Source organism: Roseateles sp. NT4 (assembly GCF_051857475.1).
Classification (GTDB): domain Bacteria; phylum Pseudomonadota; class Gammaproteobacteria; order Burkholderiales; family Burkholderiaceae_C; genus Pelomonas.
In genome coordinates this window covers 1,187,399-1,203,571 of the sequence record NZ_JBPZGZ010000001.1, presented here as the reverse complement: position 1 = coordinate 1,203,571, position 16,173 = coordinate 1,187,399, and the positions used below count along the sequence as shown (strand labels likewise).

At 68.1% G+C, this 16,173-nt stretch carries 15 protein-coding genes and 2 tRNA genes; 13 read left to right on the top strand and 4 right to left on the bottom strand.

Going from position 1 to position 16,173, the window contains the following annotated elements:
* The first annotated feature begins 136 nt into the window (after positions 1–136).
* The 6 genes from ACS5PN_RS05570 (at position 137) to ACS5PN_RS05545 (ending at position 4,089) form a co-directional block, all read left to right on the top strand.
* Positions 137–655 carry a hypothetical protein gene (locus tag ACS5PN_RS05570; protein ID WP_439463696.1) on the top strand — a complete coding sequence of 173 codons (519 nt, stop codon included), beginning with the start codon at positions 137–139 and terminating at the stop codon, positions 653–655.
* Between the two features lie 146 nt (positions 656–801).
* A complete protein-coding gene (pgsA, locus tag ACS5PN_RS05565) occupies positions 802–1,368 on the top strand; it encodes a CDP-diacylglycerol--glycerol-3-phosphate 3-phosphatidyltransferase (protein ID WP_439462939.1) in 567 nt (188 codons plus the stop codon).
* Positions 1,369–1,594: 226 nt separating this feature from the next.
* A complete protein-coding gene (locus ACS5PN_RS05560) occupies positions 1,595–1,867 on the top strand; it encodes an HU family DNA-binding protein (protein WP_056201680.1) in 273 nt (90 codons plus the stop codon).
* A 25-nt stretch (positions 1,868–1,892) separates the two neighbouring features.
* Positions 1,893–1,968 (top strand) — tRNA-Val (locus ACS5PN_RS05555).
* Positions 1,969–2,071: 103 nt separating this feature from the next.
* Entirely contained in the window at positions 2,072–3,985 is a 1,914-nt protein-coding gene (locus tag ACS5PN_RS05550; protein ID WP_439462938.1) for a SurA N-terminal domain-containing protein, read from the top strand.
* A gap of 28 nt (positions 3,986–4,013) precedes the next feature.
* A tRNA-His gene (locus ACS5PN_RS05545) sits at positions 4,014–4,089 on the top strand.
* Between the two features lie 80 nt (positions 4,090–4,169).
* Here the strand turns inward: ACS5PN_RS05545 and ACS5PN_RS05540 are convergent.
* The 3 genes from ACS5PN_RS05540 to ACS5PN_RS05530 form a co-directional block, all read right to left on the bottom strand.
* Complete coding sequence (locus ACS5PN_RS05540; RefSeq protein ID WP_439462937.1) at positions 4,170–4,445, bottom strand: hypothetical protein; 276 nt, start codon at positions 4,443–4,445, stop codon at positions 4,170–4,172.
* A 109-nt stretch (positions 4,446–4,554) separates the two neighbouring features.
* A complete protein-coding gene (locus tag ACS5PN_RS05535) occupies positions 4,555–4,995 on the bottom strand; it encodes a hypothetical protein (RefSeq protein ID WP_439462936.1) in 441 nt (146 codons plus the stop codon).
* A gap of 103 nt (positions 4,996–5,098) precedes the next feature.
* On the bottom strand, positions 5,099–5,566 hold the full coding sequence (locus ACS5PN_RS05530; RefSeq protein ID WP_439462935.1) for an Lrp/AsnC family transcriptional regulator: 468 nt from the start codon (positions 5,564–5,566) through the stop codon (positions 5,099–5,101).
* Between the two features lie 122 nt (positions 5,567–5,688).
* Between ACS5PN_RS05530 and ACS5PN_RS05525 the strand changes: the two genes are divergently transcribed.
* The 6 genes from ACS5PN_RS05525 (at position 5,689) to xopAW (ending at position 13,618) form a co-directional block, all read left to right on the top strand.
* Entirely contained in the window at positions 5,689–7,932 is a 2,244-nt protein-coding gene (locus ACS5PN_RS05525; RefSeq protein WP_439462934.1) for an aminotransferase class V-fold PLP-dependent enzyme, read from the top strand.
* 136 nt (positions 7,933–8,068) lie between these two features.
* Positions 8,069–8,503 (top strand): MarR family winged helix-turn-helix transcriptional regulator, encoded by a 435-nt coding sequence (locus ACS5PN_RS05520; RefSeq protein WP_439462933.1) that lies wholly within the window; start codon positions 8,069–8,071, stop codon positions 8,501–8,503.
* Positions 8,504–8,556: 53 nt separating this feature from the next.
* Positions 8,557–10,071 (top strand): DHA2 family efflux MFS transporter permease subunit, encoded by a 1,515-nt coding sequence (locus tag ACS5PN_RS05515; RefSeq protein ID WP_439463695.1) that lies wholly within the window; start codon positions 8,557–8,559, stop codon positions 10,069–10,071.
* Entirely contained in the window at positions 10,071–11,543 is a 1,473-nt protein-coding gene (locus ACS5PN_RS05510; protein ID WP_439462932.1) for an efflux transporter outer membrane subunit, read from the top strand. The genes ACS5PN_RS05515 and ACS5PN_RS05510 overlap by 1 nt, the downstream gene beginning before the upstream one ends.
* A 3-nt stretch (positions 11,544–11,546) precedes the next feature.
* Complete coding sequence (locus ACS5PN_RS05505) at positions 11,547–12,713, top strand: HlyD family secretion protein (RefSeq protein WP_439462931.1); 1,167 nt, start codon at positions 11,547–11,549, stop codon at positions 12,711–12,713.
* Between the two features lie 185 nt (positions 12,714–12,898).
* Positions 12,899–13,618 (top strand): XopAW family type III secretion system calcium-binding effector, encoded by a 720-nt coding sequence (gene xopAW, locus ACS5PN_RS05500; protein ID WP_439462930.1) that lies wholly within the window; start codon positions 12,899–12,901, stop codon positions 13,616–13,618.
* Here xopAW and ACS5PN_RS05495 read toward each other — a convergent pair.
* Positions 13,597–14,697, bottom strand: a complete 1,101-nt coding sequence (locus tag ACS5PN_RS05495) for an NAD(P)/FAD-dependent oxidoreductase (RefSeq protein ID WP_439462929.1) — start codon at positions 14,695–14,697, stop codon at positions 13,597–13,599. The genes xopAW and ACS5PN_RS05495 overlap by 22 nt on opposite strands.
* A gap of 156 nt (positions 14,698–14,853) precedes the next feature.
* Between ACS5PN_RS05495 and ACS5PN_RS05490 the strand changes: the two genes are divergently transcribed.
* A complete protein-coding gene (locus tag ACS5PN_RS05490; protein WP_439462928.1) occupies positions 14,854–16,059 on the top strand; it encodes an MFS transporter in 1,206 nt (401 codons plus the stop codon).
* Positions 16,060–16,173 lie beyond the last annotated feature (114 nt).

Genomic DNA, 16,173 nt, shown 5'->3' with positions numbered 1-16,173 from the left:
CGCGAGACCTTGCCGAAGAGATTTACCGCGCGTTGCACTGAGCTACAGATGACGGTGTGCAGTCGAGAAATCCGTCGCACTTGGCTTCGAGCACGAGACAGAACAATCCAAGCCTGAGGAGAACGCCGTGCCCACCATGCACCGTTTGAAGCGCGCTGCCCGCTGGCTGATCGGTCCGCTGCTGGCCGGCTGCGCGGCAACGCCGCGTGCACCGGCGCCCGCGATACCGACCGATGGCGTTCCGCGCGCCGTGGTTCTTGAGCCTGCGCCGCAGCCGTCGCCCACCGTGGTGGCGGCGCCCAAACCCGCCGGACTGCCGCCCCCCAAGCCGGTCCGCACCCAGGACGAACTGCGTCGCCAGGCCGCCGAGCGCCTCGTCATGGCCAATCCTGATGGCAGCTTCATGACCAAGGCACCCTCGCATGTGCTGAGCGTCGTGGTGCTGGAAATCGAAGTGAAGGCCGACGGCAGCGTGCGCCGGGTCAACGTGGTTCGCAAACCCAGGTTTGCGCCCGAAACCCTGCAGCTGGCCATCGACGCCGTCCACCGCGCGGCGCCCTTTGGCGACGTGCGCCGCATGCCCGAGCCCTGGAAGTTCACCGAAACCTTTCTTTTCGAAGAAGACCGGCGCTTCAAGCCGCTCAGCCTGAACTGAGGGCTGGCAACCACAATCGCGCCCGATGCACAGGAAGAGGGCGGGGACATGGGCACAATGCGGAGCATGTTGGCCCCCACGCTCTCTTCGATAGCTGCCCCCCGAGGGGGCGTCAGTGCCTTCCGGACGGCCGAGCAGGCACTGAAATGTTCCTGACGCTGCCGACTCTGCTGACCTGGGCCCGCATCGTGGCCATCCCGCTGATCGTCGGGGTGTTCTATCTGGAGATGACACCGGCGCACCAGAACCTGTTCGCGACGGTGCTCTTCGTCGTTGTTGCATTGACCGACTGGCTGGACGGCTATCTGGCGCGCAAGCTCAACCAGACGTCGTCCTTCGGGGCCTTCCTCGACCCGGTGGCCGACAAATTCCTGGTCTGCTCGGCGCTGCTGATCCTGCTGGAACTGGGCCGGGTGAACGCCTTTGTCGCCCTGGTCATCGTGGGCCGCGAAATCGCCATCTCGGCCCTGCGTGAATGGATGGCCCAGATCGGTGCCTCGCGCAGCGTCGCCGTCCACATGGTCGGCAAGCTCAAGACGACCGTGCAGATGGTGGCCATCCCCTTCCTGCTCTATGACGGCCAGCTCTTCGGCCTCATCCCGACGCGGCTGTGGGGCACCTGGCTGATCTACGCCGCCGTGGTGCTGACCATCTGGTCCATGGTCTATTACCTGCAGAAGGCCTTGCCGGAAATCCGCGCCAAGGCCCGCTAGGACGCCGTTCCGGCTCACGCCGGACACCGAGTTGTATCGGGACTTTTCCCGCCCTGACCACCACCGGACGCGCGTCTAGAATCCGCTTCCCCGCGCGCACCTTGGCCGCTTGTCGTCGGCCTGTCACAGGCTGCGCAGTGCGCGGGAACGACATCTGCATCGCAGTCTTGCAGCCAATCTGGGTGCAGGGCTCAACAGTCCGCTGAATCGTCATGAGGGGGCACGAGTGAACAAGTCCGAATTGATCGAGCACATCGCCAAGCAGGCCGACATCTCCAAGGCTGCGGCAGGCCGCGCGCTCGAGGCCGTGATCGGCGGCGTCAAGACGACGCTGAAGAAGAACGGCACCGTCTCGCTGGTGGGCTTCGGCACCTTCAGCATCACCAAGCGCGCTGCGCGCGCCGGCCGCAATCCGCGCACCGGCGACACGATCAAGATCAAATCGGCCAAGGTGCCCAAGTTCAAACCCGGCAAGGCGCTCAAGGACGCCGTGAACTGAAGGTTCAGCCGGTCCCGGTTTTCCCGGGCGCTTAGCTCAGTTGGTAGAGCACCTCCCTTACACGGAGATTGTCGGCGGTTCGAGCCCGTCAGCGCCCACCACCCGACCCCAGGGCGGCATCAGCCGCCTCGCATTTAGAATGCGACTCCCCTCGAAGGCGAACCTCGGTTCGCCTTCGTCGCGTTTGATCCTCAAGGCTCCGAGATGTTTGAATTCGTCCGTACGCACAACCGCCTGTTCCAGTTCATCCTGCTGCTGCTGATCCTGCCGTCCTTCGCCTTTGTCGGCATGCAGGGCTATACCAGCATGATGGGGGGTGCCAATGCCGGCGTTGCGAGCGTGGATGGCCGCAAGATCACCCAGGCTGAATGGGACGTCGCGCAGCGCGACCAGGCCGAGCGCATCCGCCGGCAGAACCCGGGCGTGGACGCCAAGTTGCTGGACACGCCGGAAGTGAAGCGTCAGGCCCTCGAAGGCCTGGTCACCGAGCGCACGATGCAGGCGGCCGCCACCCACCAGCACTTCACTGTCAGTGACGAGCGCCTTGCCACGCTGTTCCAGCGCGACCCGCAGTTCGCTTTCATGCGCAACCCCGACGGGTCGGTCAACAAGGCCATCCTGTCCGCCCAGGGCATGAACTCGGCCATCTTCGTCGAGAAGCTGCGCCAGGACCTGTCGCTGCGCCAGGTCACGTCGGGTGTTGAATCCTCCGGTGTGGTCGCCGCGACGAATGCCAAGCTGGCCTTCGACGCACTGTTGCAGCAGCGCGAAGTGCAACTGCAGCGCTTCGACATCAAGGACTTCGCCGCCAAGATCAACCCGAGCGACGCCGACATCGAAGCCTTCTACAAGGAGCCGGCGAACGCGGCCAAGTTCCAGCTGCCCGAGTCGGCCAAGATCCAGTACGTCATGCTCGACCTGGAGGCGCTGAAGAAGGACGTCAAGTTCACCGACGCCGACCTGCAGGACTACTACAAGCAGAACGCCTCGCGCTACGCCGTTGCCGAGGAGCGCCGCGCCAGCCACATCCTCGTCAAGTCCGAGCGCAGCGCGCCGGCCGCGGAACGTGCCAAGGCCAAGGCCAAGGCCGAGGAGTTGCTTGCCGAAGTGCGCAAGAACCCGGCCTCGTTTGCCGACGTGGCCAAGAAGAACTCCGACGACAAGGGCTCGGCCGCCAACGGTGGTGATCTCGACTTCTTTGGCCCCAAGGCCATGGTTCCCGAGTTCGACGCTGCGGTCTATGCGATGAAGCAGGGCGAGATCAGCAACCTGGTCGAGACCGATTTCGGCTATCACATCATCCAGCTGACCGGCACCCGCGGCGGCGACAAGAAGCCTTTCGAGGCCGTGCGTGCCGAGGTCGAGGCCGAGGTGCGCAAGCAGCTTGCCCAGCGCCGCTACTCCGAGGTCGCCGAGCAGTTCGGCAATCTTGTCTACGAACAGTCCGACAGCCTGCAACCGGTGGCTGACAAGCTCAAGCTGCAGCTGCAGACGGCGACCGTGCAGCGCCAGCCCATGCTGGGTGCCACCGGCCCGCTCGCCTCGCCCAAGCTGCTGGAAGCTGTCTTCGGCAATGACGCCCTGCGCAACAAGCGCAACACCGAAGCTGTCGAGACCGGCCCGAACCAGCTCGTGTCGGCCCGCATCGTCCAGCACAACCCGGTCCGCGTGCCGCCTCTGGCCGATGTGAAGGACAAGGCGCGCGCGCTACTGGTCCGCAAGCTTGCCGGCGAGCAGGCCAAGAAGGCTGGCGAGGCGCGCCTGGCGGTGCTCAAGGCCAACCCGGCCGATACGGCCGGCCTGGAGGCTGCGGAGTCTGTGTCGCGTGCCAAGCCCTCGAATCTCACGCGTGCCCAGCTCGAAGCCGTGCTCGGTGCCGATGCCAGCAAGCTGCCGACCGCAGTCGGTGTGAGCGCCGAAGACGGTGGCTACCTGATCGTGCGCATCAACAAGCTGCAACCGCCTGACCCGACCATCATCGACGACAGGCGCGCCAATCTGCAATACACCGGCGCCTGGGCCCGTGCCGAAGGCCAGGCCTATCTGGCTGCGCTGAAGTCGCAGTACAAGGCGGTCATCAAGGTGGAAGCTCCCGCATCGGCCGCCAGCGCGCCCTGATTTTTAGGTTATACTTTTTGGCTCTGCGGTGGCTGTAGCTCAGTTGGTAGAGTCCAGGATTGTGATTCCTGTCGTCGTGGGTTCGAGTCCCATCAGCCACCCCAAATAAGCAAGGACCTGGAAGCGAAAGCTCCCAGGTCCTTTTTACTTGGCCGTGAGCAGGGCGGGCTGGCCCCGAGCGAGCTCAATGCATCCAGAGCGGTCGATGGGGATCCGTCACCGGCTGGGGGTTCAGGGCGCCTCGGACGCGCTCGACGGTGGCTGGAGAGTCCTTGTCGTCGACGGCAACGATCAGCCGAAGCCAGCATGCCTTGTTGCCATCGGCCTCGCGTCGCGTCCAACACCAGACCTGGGCGCCGGGTTCGCCCGACCGACCGGCCAGACAGACCTCGTCGAAATCCGCCCCCTGGTAGGTGAGCAGCTCTTCCTCTTCGACATAGGTGTTGAGGTAGTCCGGCATGCCCCGAGTCTAGGCCGTTGGTCCCGGCTTCGTCAGCCCCTGATGCAACAAGGACCTGGAAGCGCAAGCCGCCAGGTCCTTGTTCAATCGGGTCAGCGCGTCGTGACGCTCAACGCATCGTGTAGCCGCGGCCGTCCATGCAGGCTTCGACGGCGCGCTGGAATACGCCAGCGTCGGACATGGCCGCCTGCTGGGTCGTGGCCCAGCGGTTGCATTCACGGCTGTCGGCTTCCAGTTGCGGAGCGCTCTGGCCGTTGCGCGGATAGATGATGGGCACGGCACGCGACGGCGCGGGCTGCACATAGACGGGTTGAGCCGGCTGGACGTAGACCGGTTGCGGCGGAGGAGGAGGGGGCGGCACATAGACCACCTCGCGGTCCGCATGGTTGGCCAGGGCGATCAGCGGCACAGCCACGGCCAGGCCCAGAACCAGGCCGCCGAGACCGGGGCCGCGGTGGTGGTGATGGTGGTAGTAGCGGGGGCCGGCGCTTGCCAGGCCCTGGGCAGCCAGCAGGGCGACAACAACAGAGGCGCGGACTAGGGTCTTCATGGCGGGCTCGCTAGCGATCGAATGCGGTGAACTTAACGCCGCAGTGCCTGGACGGTGTACTGCGGCTGCCCGCAATTTGCAACACCTCGTAGCCAAAGGGGTGTCAACCGACATACCCCAGCGGCAGGGCCGTCGTCAGCTTGAGCTCCTCCATCGCAAAGCTGGAGCTGACGTCGCGGAGCTCCGTGCTGGCGGTCAGCCGCTTGTAGACGCGGTCATAGGCGGCGATGTCGGGCACCACGACCCGCAGCAGATAGTCGACCTCGCCGCTCATGCGGTAGAACTCGACCACCTCGGGAATGGCCTGCACCGTCGCCTTGAAGGTCTCGAACCAGTCCTGGCTGTGCGTGCTGGTGCGCACCGAGACAAACACCGTCACGCCGACATTGACCTTCTGCGCGTCCAGCAGCGCCACCTGGCGGGTGATGACGCCGGCCTCCTTCAGGCGCTGGATGCGCCGCCAGCAGGGTGTCGTCGACAGGCCGACCTGATGCGCGATTTCTGCCGTCTGCAGCTCGGCATTCTGTTGAAGGATGTCGAGGATGCGCAGGTCTATGGAATCTAATTTCATGAATTCGATGATACGGAGCATTGCATGCTCAAGCGAGCGGCATTGCGTGCATCTGGCGCAACCCATTTCCAGCCGATGCTGGCAACAATAGCCACCAACGCCTCCAACCGCCGCTCCGCACCATGGAAATCTATCTCGACGCCAATGCCACCACGCCCGTCCTGCCTCAGGCGCGCGAGGCCGCCATGGCCGCCATGGCCGAGGACTTCGGCAACCCCAGCAGCATCCACAGCACCGGCCTGAAGGCGAGGGCGCTGATGGACGGCGTGCGCGCCCGGGCCCGTCGCGTGCTCGGCGCCAGCAGCGGCAAGCTGCTCTTCCTCAGTGGCGCGACCGAGGGCATCCAGACCGCCGTGCTGTCCGCCCTCAGTGCCCTGCGTGAGGCACCGACCCGCCCCGAGCTGCTGCTCTACGGCGCCACCGAGCACAAGGCCGTGCCCGAAGCCATCAAGCACTGGAATGCGCTGCTGGGCCTGAACCTGCAGGTGCTGGCCATCCCGGTCGGCCGCGACGGCCGCCACGACCTTGCCTGGCTGCGCGAGCATGCGCCACGCGCCGGCCTGGTCTGCACCATGGCCGCCAACAACGAGACCGGTGTCATCAGCGACCTGGACGGCATCGAGCAGGTGCTGGCCGGCAGCCCGGCGCTGTGGATGGTGGACGGCGTGCAGGCCCTGGGCAAGCTGCCGCTGCGCCTGGCTGAGCGCCGCATCGACTACGCGCCTTTCTCCGGTCACAAGCTCTACGCGCCCAAAGGCATCGGCCTGCTCTATGTGCGCGAAGGCGCCCCCTTCACGCCCCTGCTGGCCGGTGGCGGTCAGGAAGGTGCGCTGCGCTCGGGCACCGAGAACATGTCCGGCATCGCGGCGCTGGGCGCCGTGCTGGCGGCACTGGAAGAGGGCCGCGTCTTCCGCGACCACGCCACGCTGGTGGCCTTCCGTGACCGCCTGGCCGCGGCGTTGCAGCAGGCCTTCCCCGGCCTCGTGTTCAACGCACCACCCGAACTCAGCCTGCCGACGACGCTGAACTTCGCCGTGCCCGGCATCAGTTCCAAGCTGCTGCTGGATCTCTTTGACGCCGCCGAACTTCGCGTCAGCGGCGGCTCGGCCTGCAGCGCCTCCAAGGCCCAGCCCAGCTATGTGCTCGAAGCCATGGGCCTGCCGGCCTGGCAGACCGCGTCCGCCGTGCGGCTGTCTTTCGGCCCGGTGGCCGACGCCGGCTTCGTCGACGAGGCCTGCGCGCGCATCCGCATCTGCGGCGAGTCGCTGCGCGAAAGCTGCCTGGACCCGAGCGCCCCGGGCCAGGCCCTGCCGGCCGACGGCCTGACACGCTTTGTCGTCGACGGCGCCTGCTGCTATCTGCTGGCCGATGCCGCCAGCCGCCGCGCCGTCGTCATCGACCCGCTGCCCGAACTGACGGAGCGGCTGGCCCAGTGGCTGAACTGTCAGGAATACGAACTTGCCGCCGTGCTGGACACCCACAGCCATGGCGACCACGCCTCGTCCGCGCCCGAGTTGCTCGCCGCCGCCGGGCGCGCGCGTGGCGATGTCGACGGCCTGGGCTGGCCGCGCGGCGCACAGGCCATCGAGCTCGGTGCCTTGAAGCTCAGTCGCATGCCCATTCCCGGCCACACCCAGGATTCGACGGCCTATCTGCTGCATGACGGCGCCAGCCTGCGCCTGGCCTTTGTCGGCGACACCGTCATGCCCGGGGCGCTGGGCCGCAGCGACTTCGAGCAGAGCGCGCCGCAGGACTACGGCCATTCGCTGCGCCGGCTGGAACTGACCGTCGGCCCGCAGACGCTGCTGCTGCCGGGGCATGACTATGACGATCGCTTCGCCAGCACGCTGGCAGTGGAGTGCGCGGCCCAGCCGCTGCTGGCCGATGTGCTCAGCGGCCGCGTCGACGACGCCGGCTTCGCGGCCGCCAAGGCCCTGCTCGAACAGGGCCTGGCCCTGACCGAATACCAGACCGTCGCCTGCGGAGCGCGGGTCGACAGCGCCTGCCCGCTGGCGTCCAGCGAGCTCAGCATGAGTTCGCTGACGCAGATGACGCGGGAGCATCCGGGCCTGCTGCTCGTCGACGTGCGCGAACCCTATGAGCAGCGCCTGGGCCAGACGCCCGAACTGGGCGCCGCGGTGCGCCTGGAGGCCGTGGCCTTGTCCGGCCTGCCCAATGCGCTGGCGCGCTGGATGGCCCTGCCGGCCGGCACCCCCATCGTCTTCTTCTGCCGCAGCGGCAACCGCAGCGCCCAGGCCGCCCAGGCCCTGCGCCGCCTGGGCCATGAGCAGGCCTGGAGTCTCAGTGGCGGCCTGGCCCTGTGGCCGCGCATGACGGCCGCGGCTGACGCGGCCTTCGCGATCTGATCCGGCTGCGGCACTGAACGCATGGGCCCCGCCTCGGCGGGGCTTTTTCTTGGCCGGCTTGAATCGGCTTTGGCACATCGCCTAGAATTCATTAGCCAGCTAACGATTAGTTGGCGAACGAATAGGTGACAAATCCATGGCCTCGACCGAAGAACGCTTCTCGATGGCGCTGCACAACACGGCGCGCATCTGGCGCCAGGCCATCGATCGCCGGTTGAAGGATCTGGGCGTCGGCCAGTCGGGCTGGATGGCCATCGCCAACATCGCCAAGTCCAAGGAGTCGCTGTCGCAGATCGAGCTGGCCAACCGCCTCGGCGTGGAAGGCCCCTCGGTCGTCAGCATCGTGGACCGCCTGGTGAAGGCAGACCTGGTCGAGCGCGTGCCCTCGGAGACCGACCGGCGCATCAAGTACGTCGTGCTGACCGAGGCCGGCCAGGCCCTCTACGCGAAGGTCAAGACGGCCGCCGATGCCTACCGCAAGGAGCTGCTCGGCGGTATCGACAAGGCGCGCCTGCAGGCCGCCACCGAGCTGCTGGAGGAGCTGCAGGCCATGGTCGAGGCCAGCCTGTGACGACTGCCACCGTTCAGGGCACCGCCGCGGTGGCGCCCGAACCCAACCGCGTCATGATCACCGTGTCGATCATGCTGGCGACCATCATCCAGGCGCTGGACGGCACCATCGCCAACGTCGCCCTGCCGCATATGCAGGGCAATCTGTCGGCCTCGCAGGACCAGATCACCTGGGTGTTGACGTCCTTCATCGTCGCCTCGGCCATCACCATGCCGCTGACGGGCTGGCTCTGCGACCGCTTCGGCCAGAAGACCATCTTCCTCGCCTCCATCGGCGGCTTCACCATCGCCTCGGTGCTGTGCGGCATGGCCGGCAACCTGACCGAGATCGTGCTCGCCCGTTTCATCCAGGGCGTGTTCGGTGCGGCCCTGGTGCCGCTGTCGCAGGCGGTGTTGCTGGACATCAACCCGCGCGAGAAGCATGGCCAGGCCATGGCCGTCTGGGGCATGGGCGTCATGATCGGGCCCATCCTCGGCCCGACGCTGGGCGGCTGGCTGACCGACGCCTACAACTGGCGCTGGGTGTTCTTCATCAACGTGCCGGTCGGCGCCATGGCCTTCTATGGCGTCTGGAAATACATCCACGGCGCCGCGCCCGCGCGACGGATGCGCTTCGACCTGTTCGGCTTCGCCACGTTGTCCCTCGCCATCGGCGCCCTGCAGATGCTGCTGGACCGCGGCGAGCAGAACGACTGGTTCGCGTCCCGCGAGACGTGGATCGAGGCCGTGCTGCTGGCCATCAGCTTTGCCTACTTCATCGCCCACACGGCGCTGCAGCCGGCCGGGCAGTCGTTCTTCGACTACCGGTTGCTGAAGAACGCCAACTACGTGACCGGCCTGCTCTTCATCGCCATCGTCGGCATGGTGCTGTTCGCCACGCGGGCGCTGACGCCGTCCATGCTGCAGGGCCTGATGGGCTATCCGGCGGCCATCGCCGGCCTCGTCACGGCGCCCAGCGGCCTCGGGACCATGGTGGCCATGCTGGTGGTCGGCAAGCTGGTCGGCAGGGTCGACGTGCGCTATCTGCTGGCCGTGGGCTTTGCGTTGACGGCCTTCTCGCTGTGGCAGATGAGCCAGTACACCCTGGTGCTGTCGCGCAGCGACATCGTCTGGCCCGGCATCATCCAGGGCATCGGCCTGGGCCTGGTCTTCGTGCCGCTGAGCACCGCCACCTTCGCGACGTTGTCGCCGGCCATGCGTGCCGACGGCACCGCCATCTACAGCCTGGTGCGCAACATCGGCAGCAGCGTCGGCATCGCCCTGGTGCAGGCCTTCCTGACGCGCAATGTGCAGGTCGCCCACGCGTCCCTCACCGAGCACATCAACATCGCCAACCCCATGCTGCAGGACCCGACCGTGACCGCGGTCTATGGCTCCGGCGGCGTCGCGGGCGCCACGCTGCTGAACGCCGAGATCACGCGGCAGGCCTCGATGCTGGCCTACATCGACGACTTCTGGATGATGTTCCTCGTCACGCTGGTCATCATCCCGCTGCTGCTGCTGATCCGTCCTCCTAAAGCTCAGTCTTCCCTTCCCGACCCCGCCGCCAACCACGCGGCGCTGGAGTGATGCGCATGCTGCCCCGCCTGAATCCCCTCAACCACCCCTTCGCCCTGACGGTGCTGATGGCGACGCTGTCGGCCCTGCTGCTGTGCTCCTGCATCAGCATTCCGCCCGAGCCGCACGCCGTCGCGCTGCCCGATGTGAAAACGGCCGAACTGCCGGCCGACATCAGACAAGCGGGCGCCGGCGCCTGGCCCAGCGATCGCTGGTGGACGCGCTACGGCGACGCCCAGCTCGACGCCCTGGTCGACCGCGCCCTGCAGGCCAGCCCGTCGCTGGAGGCCGCCGCCGCTCGCGTCAACGCGGCGCAGTCGGCCCTGGTCGTCACGCGCGCCGCCGCCGGTGCCGAGGCCGGCGTGATGGCCGACGCCAACCGCCAGCGCTATTCGGCCAACGGCCTGTTCCCGTCGCCGATAGGCGGCGGCACCTTCAACGACTTCAACGTCAAGCTGCAGGCCCGCTACGACTTCGACCTGTGGGGCCGCAACCGCGCCCAGGTGGCCGCGGCCGCCGGCGAGGAGTTCGCCCGCAAGGCCGAAGCTGCCCAGGTGCGCCAGGCCCTGGCCGGCTCGGTGGCGCGCACGTATTTCGAGCTGCAAGGCCAGTGGGCCTTGGCCGCCAACTTGCGCGAGCAGGCCACGGCCCAGCAGGCCCTGGTCGACGACAGGAACCGCCGCGTCGCCCACGGCCTGGCCTCGGCCGACGAGCCGCGCGCCGAAGCCACCAGGCTGGCCGAGCTGCGCACCCGCATCGCCGAGGCCGAGGCCGCCGCCATGGGTCAGCGCGAAGCCCTGCGCGCCTTGCTGGGCCATGGCGAAGACATGCTCGCCACCTTGCAGCTCCGCGCGCTACCGATCGGCCAGGCCACGCTGCCCGAGCATCTCGGCTACGAGCTGCTGGCCCGCCGCCCCGACCTGCAGGCCGCGCGCTGGCGGGTCGAGGCGTCCATGAACCGCGTCGATGCGGCCCAGGCGGCCTTCTATCCCGACATCAACCTCGCCGGCTCGCTGGGCCTCGACTCGCTGACGCTGCCCAAGCTGCTGAAGACCGCCAGCCGCACTTTCCTGATCGGTCCGTCGCTGGCCCTGCCGCTGTTCAGCACCGGCACGCTGAAGGGCCAGCTCGGCCAGGCCCGCAGTGCGCGCGACGAGCTGATCGCCGACTACGACCAGCGCGTGCTCGATGCCGTGCGTGACGTGGCGCAGGCTGCCTCCGCCTTGCAAGGCCTGTCCGCCCAGGCCGCCCAGCAGCACCAAGCCGCCACGCTGCTCGACGCCCAGCAGCGCAGCGCCCAGGCCCGCCAGCGCCAGGGCCTGGCCGACCGCGCCACCACGGTGCAGGCCAGCCTCGCCGTGCTGCGCGAGCGCCAGGCCGAGTTGCAACTGACAAGCCAGCGCCTGCAGACCGAAGTCGCGCTGACACAAGCCCTGGGCGGCGGCTTCCATGCCGAAGCGCCTACCGCCATCTCCGGAAGCTGAACCATGTCCACCACCGAACCCGTCACCCCGCCCCCGCTGGAGCGCAAGCGCCGCTGGGCCCTCGCCGGCATCACGGCGCTCTTCGTCGTTGCCGGTGTGCTCTACGCCGTCTATTCGGCCCTGGTGCTGTCCAAGCGCGAGGAGACCGACAACGCCTATGTCGGCGGCAACCTGGTCACACTGTCGTCCCAGGTCACCGGCAACGTCGCGGAGATCCGCGCCGACGAGACCCAGCTGGTGCAGGCCGGCGCCGAGCTGGTCAAACTCGACCCGGTGGACGCCGAGGTCGCCCTGGCTCAAGCCGAGGCGCGGTTGGGCGGCGCGGTGCGCCAGCTGCGCGAGCGCTATGCCGGCGTGCCCCAGGTCGAGGCCACCGTCGAGTTGCGCCGTCAGGACCTCAAGCGTGCCCAGGACGACCTGGCCCGACGCCAGCCGCTGGCGGCCGACAACACGCTGTCGGCCGAGGAGATCGCCCACGCCCAGCAGGCCGTCAAGAGCGCCCAGGCCGCCCTCGAAGTGGCCCTGCGCCAGGTTGACGCCAGCAAGGCCGGCGTGCAGGGCGTGTCGCTGGCCCAGCATCCCAGCGTGCTGGCCGCGCGGGCCGACTATGTGCAGGCCTGGCTGGCCCTGCGCCGCAATGCTGTCGTGTCACCCGTGTCGGGCTATGTTGGCAAGCGCAGCGTGCAGGTCGGCAGCCGCGTCATCCCCGGCACGGCGCTGATGTCCATCGTGCCGCTGGACCAGCTCTGGGTGGACGCCAACTTCAAGGAGTCGGAGCTGCGCAACATCCGCGTCGGCCAGGCGGCGACGCTGGAAGCCGACACCTATGGCGGCAAGGTCGAGTACCACGGCAAGGTGCTGGGCCTGTCGCCGGGCACGGGCAGCTCCTTTTCGCTGCTGCCGGCCCAGAACGCGACCGGCAACTGGATCAAGGTCGTGCAGCGCGTGCCGGTGCGCATCGCGCTGGATGCGGCCGAGCTGCGCGAACATCCGCTGCGCATCGGCCTGTCCATGGATGTGACGGTGGACACGCACGACACCGGCGGCCAAGTGCTTGGTGCGCCGGCACCGGCAAAGCCGGCCTACACGACCCAGGCCCTGAGCCAGCCGCTGCAGCAGGCCGAACACGCGGTCGACGTCATCATCGCCAAACAGTCGGCCAAGGGCTGAAATGGGCTCTCATGGGGAAGCCTCGAACAGGGCCGACATCACGGGCCAGTTCGGGTTCTCGAACCATGCTTTGTGTCTGTCCCGACACATGGCGCATACGTAGGGCTTACCGGCGCTTTCAAGAATGAATCGTCCCGCCGCAACAGGGCCGCGGGGCGATCCACAACCCTTGAAAGGAGTAGCCAATGAGCACGATCAGCGGCCTGGGAGGTGCAGACCGGTCCTGGCAGAACGCTCAAAACAGCAGTTCGAGCCGCCGCGCCGAGCACGAAGCCAAGATGTTCGCCAAGGTGGACAGCGACGGCAGCGGCAGTGTCGACGCCACCGAACTGGCGGCCATGCTGGAGAAGGGGCCGCTCAGCGGCCATGCGGGTGACAGCGCCGAACTGTTGAAGAAGATGGACAGCAACGGCGACGGCAGCCTGAACAGCGAGGAGCTGAGCCAGGGCATGCGCGACCTGATGCCGCCGCCGTCCTCGACGATGGAATTCGCGCAGTCGCGCGGTGCGGCCAACGATGAAGGCAGCGAGGACAGCGACAGGTTCGCCAAGCTCGACACCGACGGCGACGGCCAGTTGTCGAAGGCCGAGTTCGAAGCCGGCAAGCCGCAGCGGCATGAAGGGGGCCCGCACGGCCCGCCGCCAGCAGCATCGTCCGGCGGCAGTTCCACCAGTTCCACCTCGACCACCTACGACCCGCTGGACGCCAACCAGGACGGCACGGTGTCGCAGATCGAGAGGCTGGCGGGGCAGCTGAAGGAGCTCGCCCAGACGGCGAGTTCCGACGGCAGCCAGGGCAGTGCCAACAGCGACATCGCCGCGCTCGCGCAAAAGCTCTACGACCAGCTCAGCAAGAACTGGCTGCAGTCCTCCGGCTCGGACGCTCAGCTCAGCGTCACGGCCTGAAGCCGGCTGGCGACCTCTTCGGCCAAGGCCAGGGAGGCCGTCAGCCCCGGTGATTCGATGCCGAAGAGCTGCACGAGTCCCGGCGTCGTTGCATCGATGCGAAAGTCTGCCGCCGCCTCGCCGGGGCCGGTCAGCTTGGGTCGGATGCCGCTGTAGGCCGGCTGCAGCGCGCCAGCCGGCAGGCCGGGCCAGTAGCTGCGTACCTCGGCCTCGAAGGCCGGCGCCAGCAACGGATCGACGGCGTAGTCCAGCGCCGCCGGATCGGTGTCGGGCAGCCACTGCACATCGGGCCCGAAGCGCGCCTGGCCGCCCAGGTCCAGCGTCAGATGCACGCCCAGGCCGCCATCGACCGGCAACGGGTAGATCAGCCGTGAGAAGGGCGCTCGGCCCGCCAGCGAGAAATAGTGGCCGCGGGCGAAGCGCAGCTGTGGACCGGGTACGCCCAGGGATTCGGCCACCTGACCTGCGACGAGGCCCGCCGCATTGATGACGCAGCGTGCGCCCAGTTCGAAGTCCGGGCCCACACGCAACCGCCAGCCTTGGCCCTCGCTCACACCACCCGTGACAGGGCTCGCCAGCGCCAGCGTCGCACCGGCGTTCTCGGCGTCGGCCAGCAGTGACGTCATCAGGCCGTGGCTGTCGACGATGCCGCTCGACGGCGACAGCAACGCGCCAGCCGCGTTCAAGGCGGGCTCCAGCGCCAGCGTCTCGGCGCGATTCAGCAGCCGCAGGTCGGCGACACCGTTGGCCGCACCGCCGGCGACGATCTTCTCCAGCCGCGGCAAATCCTCCTCGCGCGTCGCGACGACCAGCTTGCCGCAGTGCCGATGCGCGATGCCGCGCGCCACGCAGTAGTCGTACAGCAGTTGCTTGCCGCGCACGCACAGCCGCGCCTTCAGGCTGCCGGCCGGATAGTAGAGGCCGGCATGGATGACCTCGCTGTTGCGCGAGGAGATGCCCGTGCCGATGGCGCCCGCAGCCTCGATGACGACGACCTCGCGCCCGCGCAGCGCCAGCTCGCGGGCAATCGCGAGGCCGACGACGCCGGCGCCGATGACGGCAATATCCACCTGGTCCATCACCGCAGTTTGCCTTGCCTAGAATATTGACCGTGACGTGGCGAGTGCCGCGTCGCCGTCACGACGAGGGGTGCTGCGACGGGAGCGACGAGGCTCTCGCCACGCTTGGCGATGACGCATGAACAAGGGCGCCCTCTGTGAAGAAGAGGCTCCCGCATGCATTCCCTTCCCGCATCCGCATCCATACGAACCATCCTGCCGCTGGCCTTTGTCACCGGCGTCAGCATGGCCGCGATGGACCTTTACCTGCCCGCCGTGCCGGCGCTGCAGACCGGCATGGGCATCAGCGTGCCGCTGGCCCAGGCCACCATCGCCGTCTACCTCGCCGGCCTGGCCGGCGCCCAGCTGCTGTGGGGCGAGTTGCTGAACCGCCTCGGCCCGCGCCTCTCCATCGAGATCGGCCTGGCGCTGCTGGTGCTGACCAGCCTGGGCTGCGCCTTCGCGCCCAACATCGAGACCCTGCTGGCGCTGCGCCTGCTGCAGGGCGTGTCGGCCGCGGCGGCGACCGTCGTTGCGCCCACCGTCGTGCGCGCGACGCTGGCAGACAAGGACGTGGTGCGCGGCATTGCCGCCATCTCCATGGTCGAGGCCATCGTGCCGGCCGCCGGGCCGGTGCTGGGCGCGCTGCTGCTGCGCGTGACCGACTGGCGCGGCACCTTCTGGGTGCTGGCGGCTTTGGCCCTGCTGGTGCTGCCCTGGGTGGTGAAGATCGCGCCGCGCAAGCTGCCCGGCCTGGACATGAAGCACGACGCGGGTTATCTCGGCATCCTGCGCAACCGCCGCTATCTGCGTCTGGCGGGCTCGCATGCCCTGTGCATCGGCGCGTTGCTGACCTTCCTGGCCAGCGCGCCGCAGCTGCTGCAGCACACCCTGGGCCTGGGCACGGCGGCCTTCGCACTGCTGCAGGTGCTGGGCGTGGGCTCCTTCATGATCGGCGCCTCGCAGTCGGGCAAGCTGGCGGCGCGACTGGGCCATGCGCGTGTCGTCAGGCTGGGCAGCGTGGTGCAGCTGGTGGCCTGCACGGCTGCCTTGCTGATGGCAGGGAGCGGGTGGCTGCCGTATGCGGTGGTGGCGGCCTACTGGATGTGCTTCTGCGGTGCCCTGGCCATCCGAGGCCCGGCCACCTTTGTCGACGCACTCGCCGTGCCGCCTGCGCAGATGGGGCGCGCCACCGCCATGCTGGTGCTGGCCCTGCTGGCTGCCGGTGCACTGGGCACGCAGCTGGTCGCGCCCTTCCTTGGCCATGCGGACAGTGCCGTGCCGGTGTTCGCCGGCGTGCTGATTCAGCTGCTGGTCAGCGCGACCCTGGTGTGGGCCTATCCGTCGGTGCAGCAGGGCGACGCCGCGGCTTCCGCGGTGTAGGGATTCGGCCCACCAATTTCGGGGGGATGGATGTCGCGCTCGAGCTGGCGCTCCGATCCCTGCACAACGTCGCCCCCGCACATGTAGTGCCCGATCCGGCTCCGCAGTTCCCCG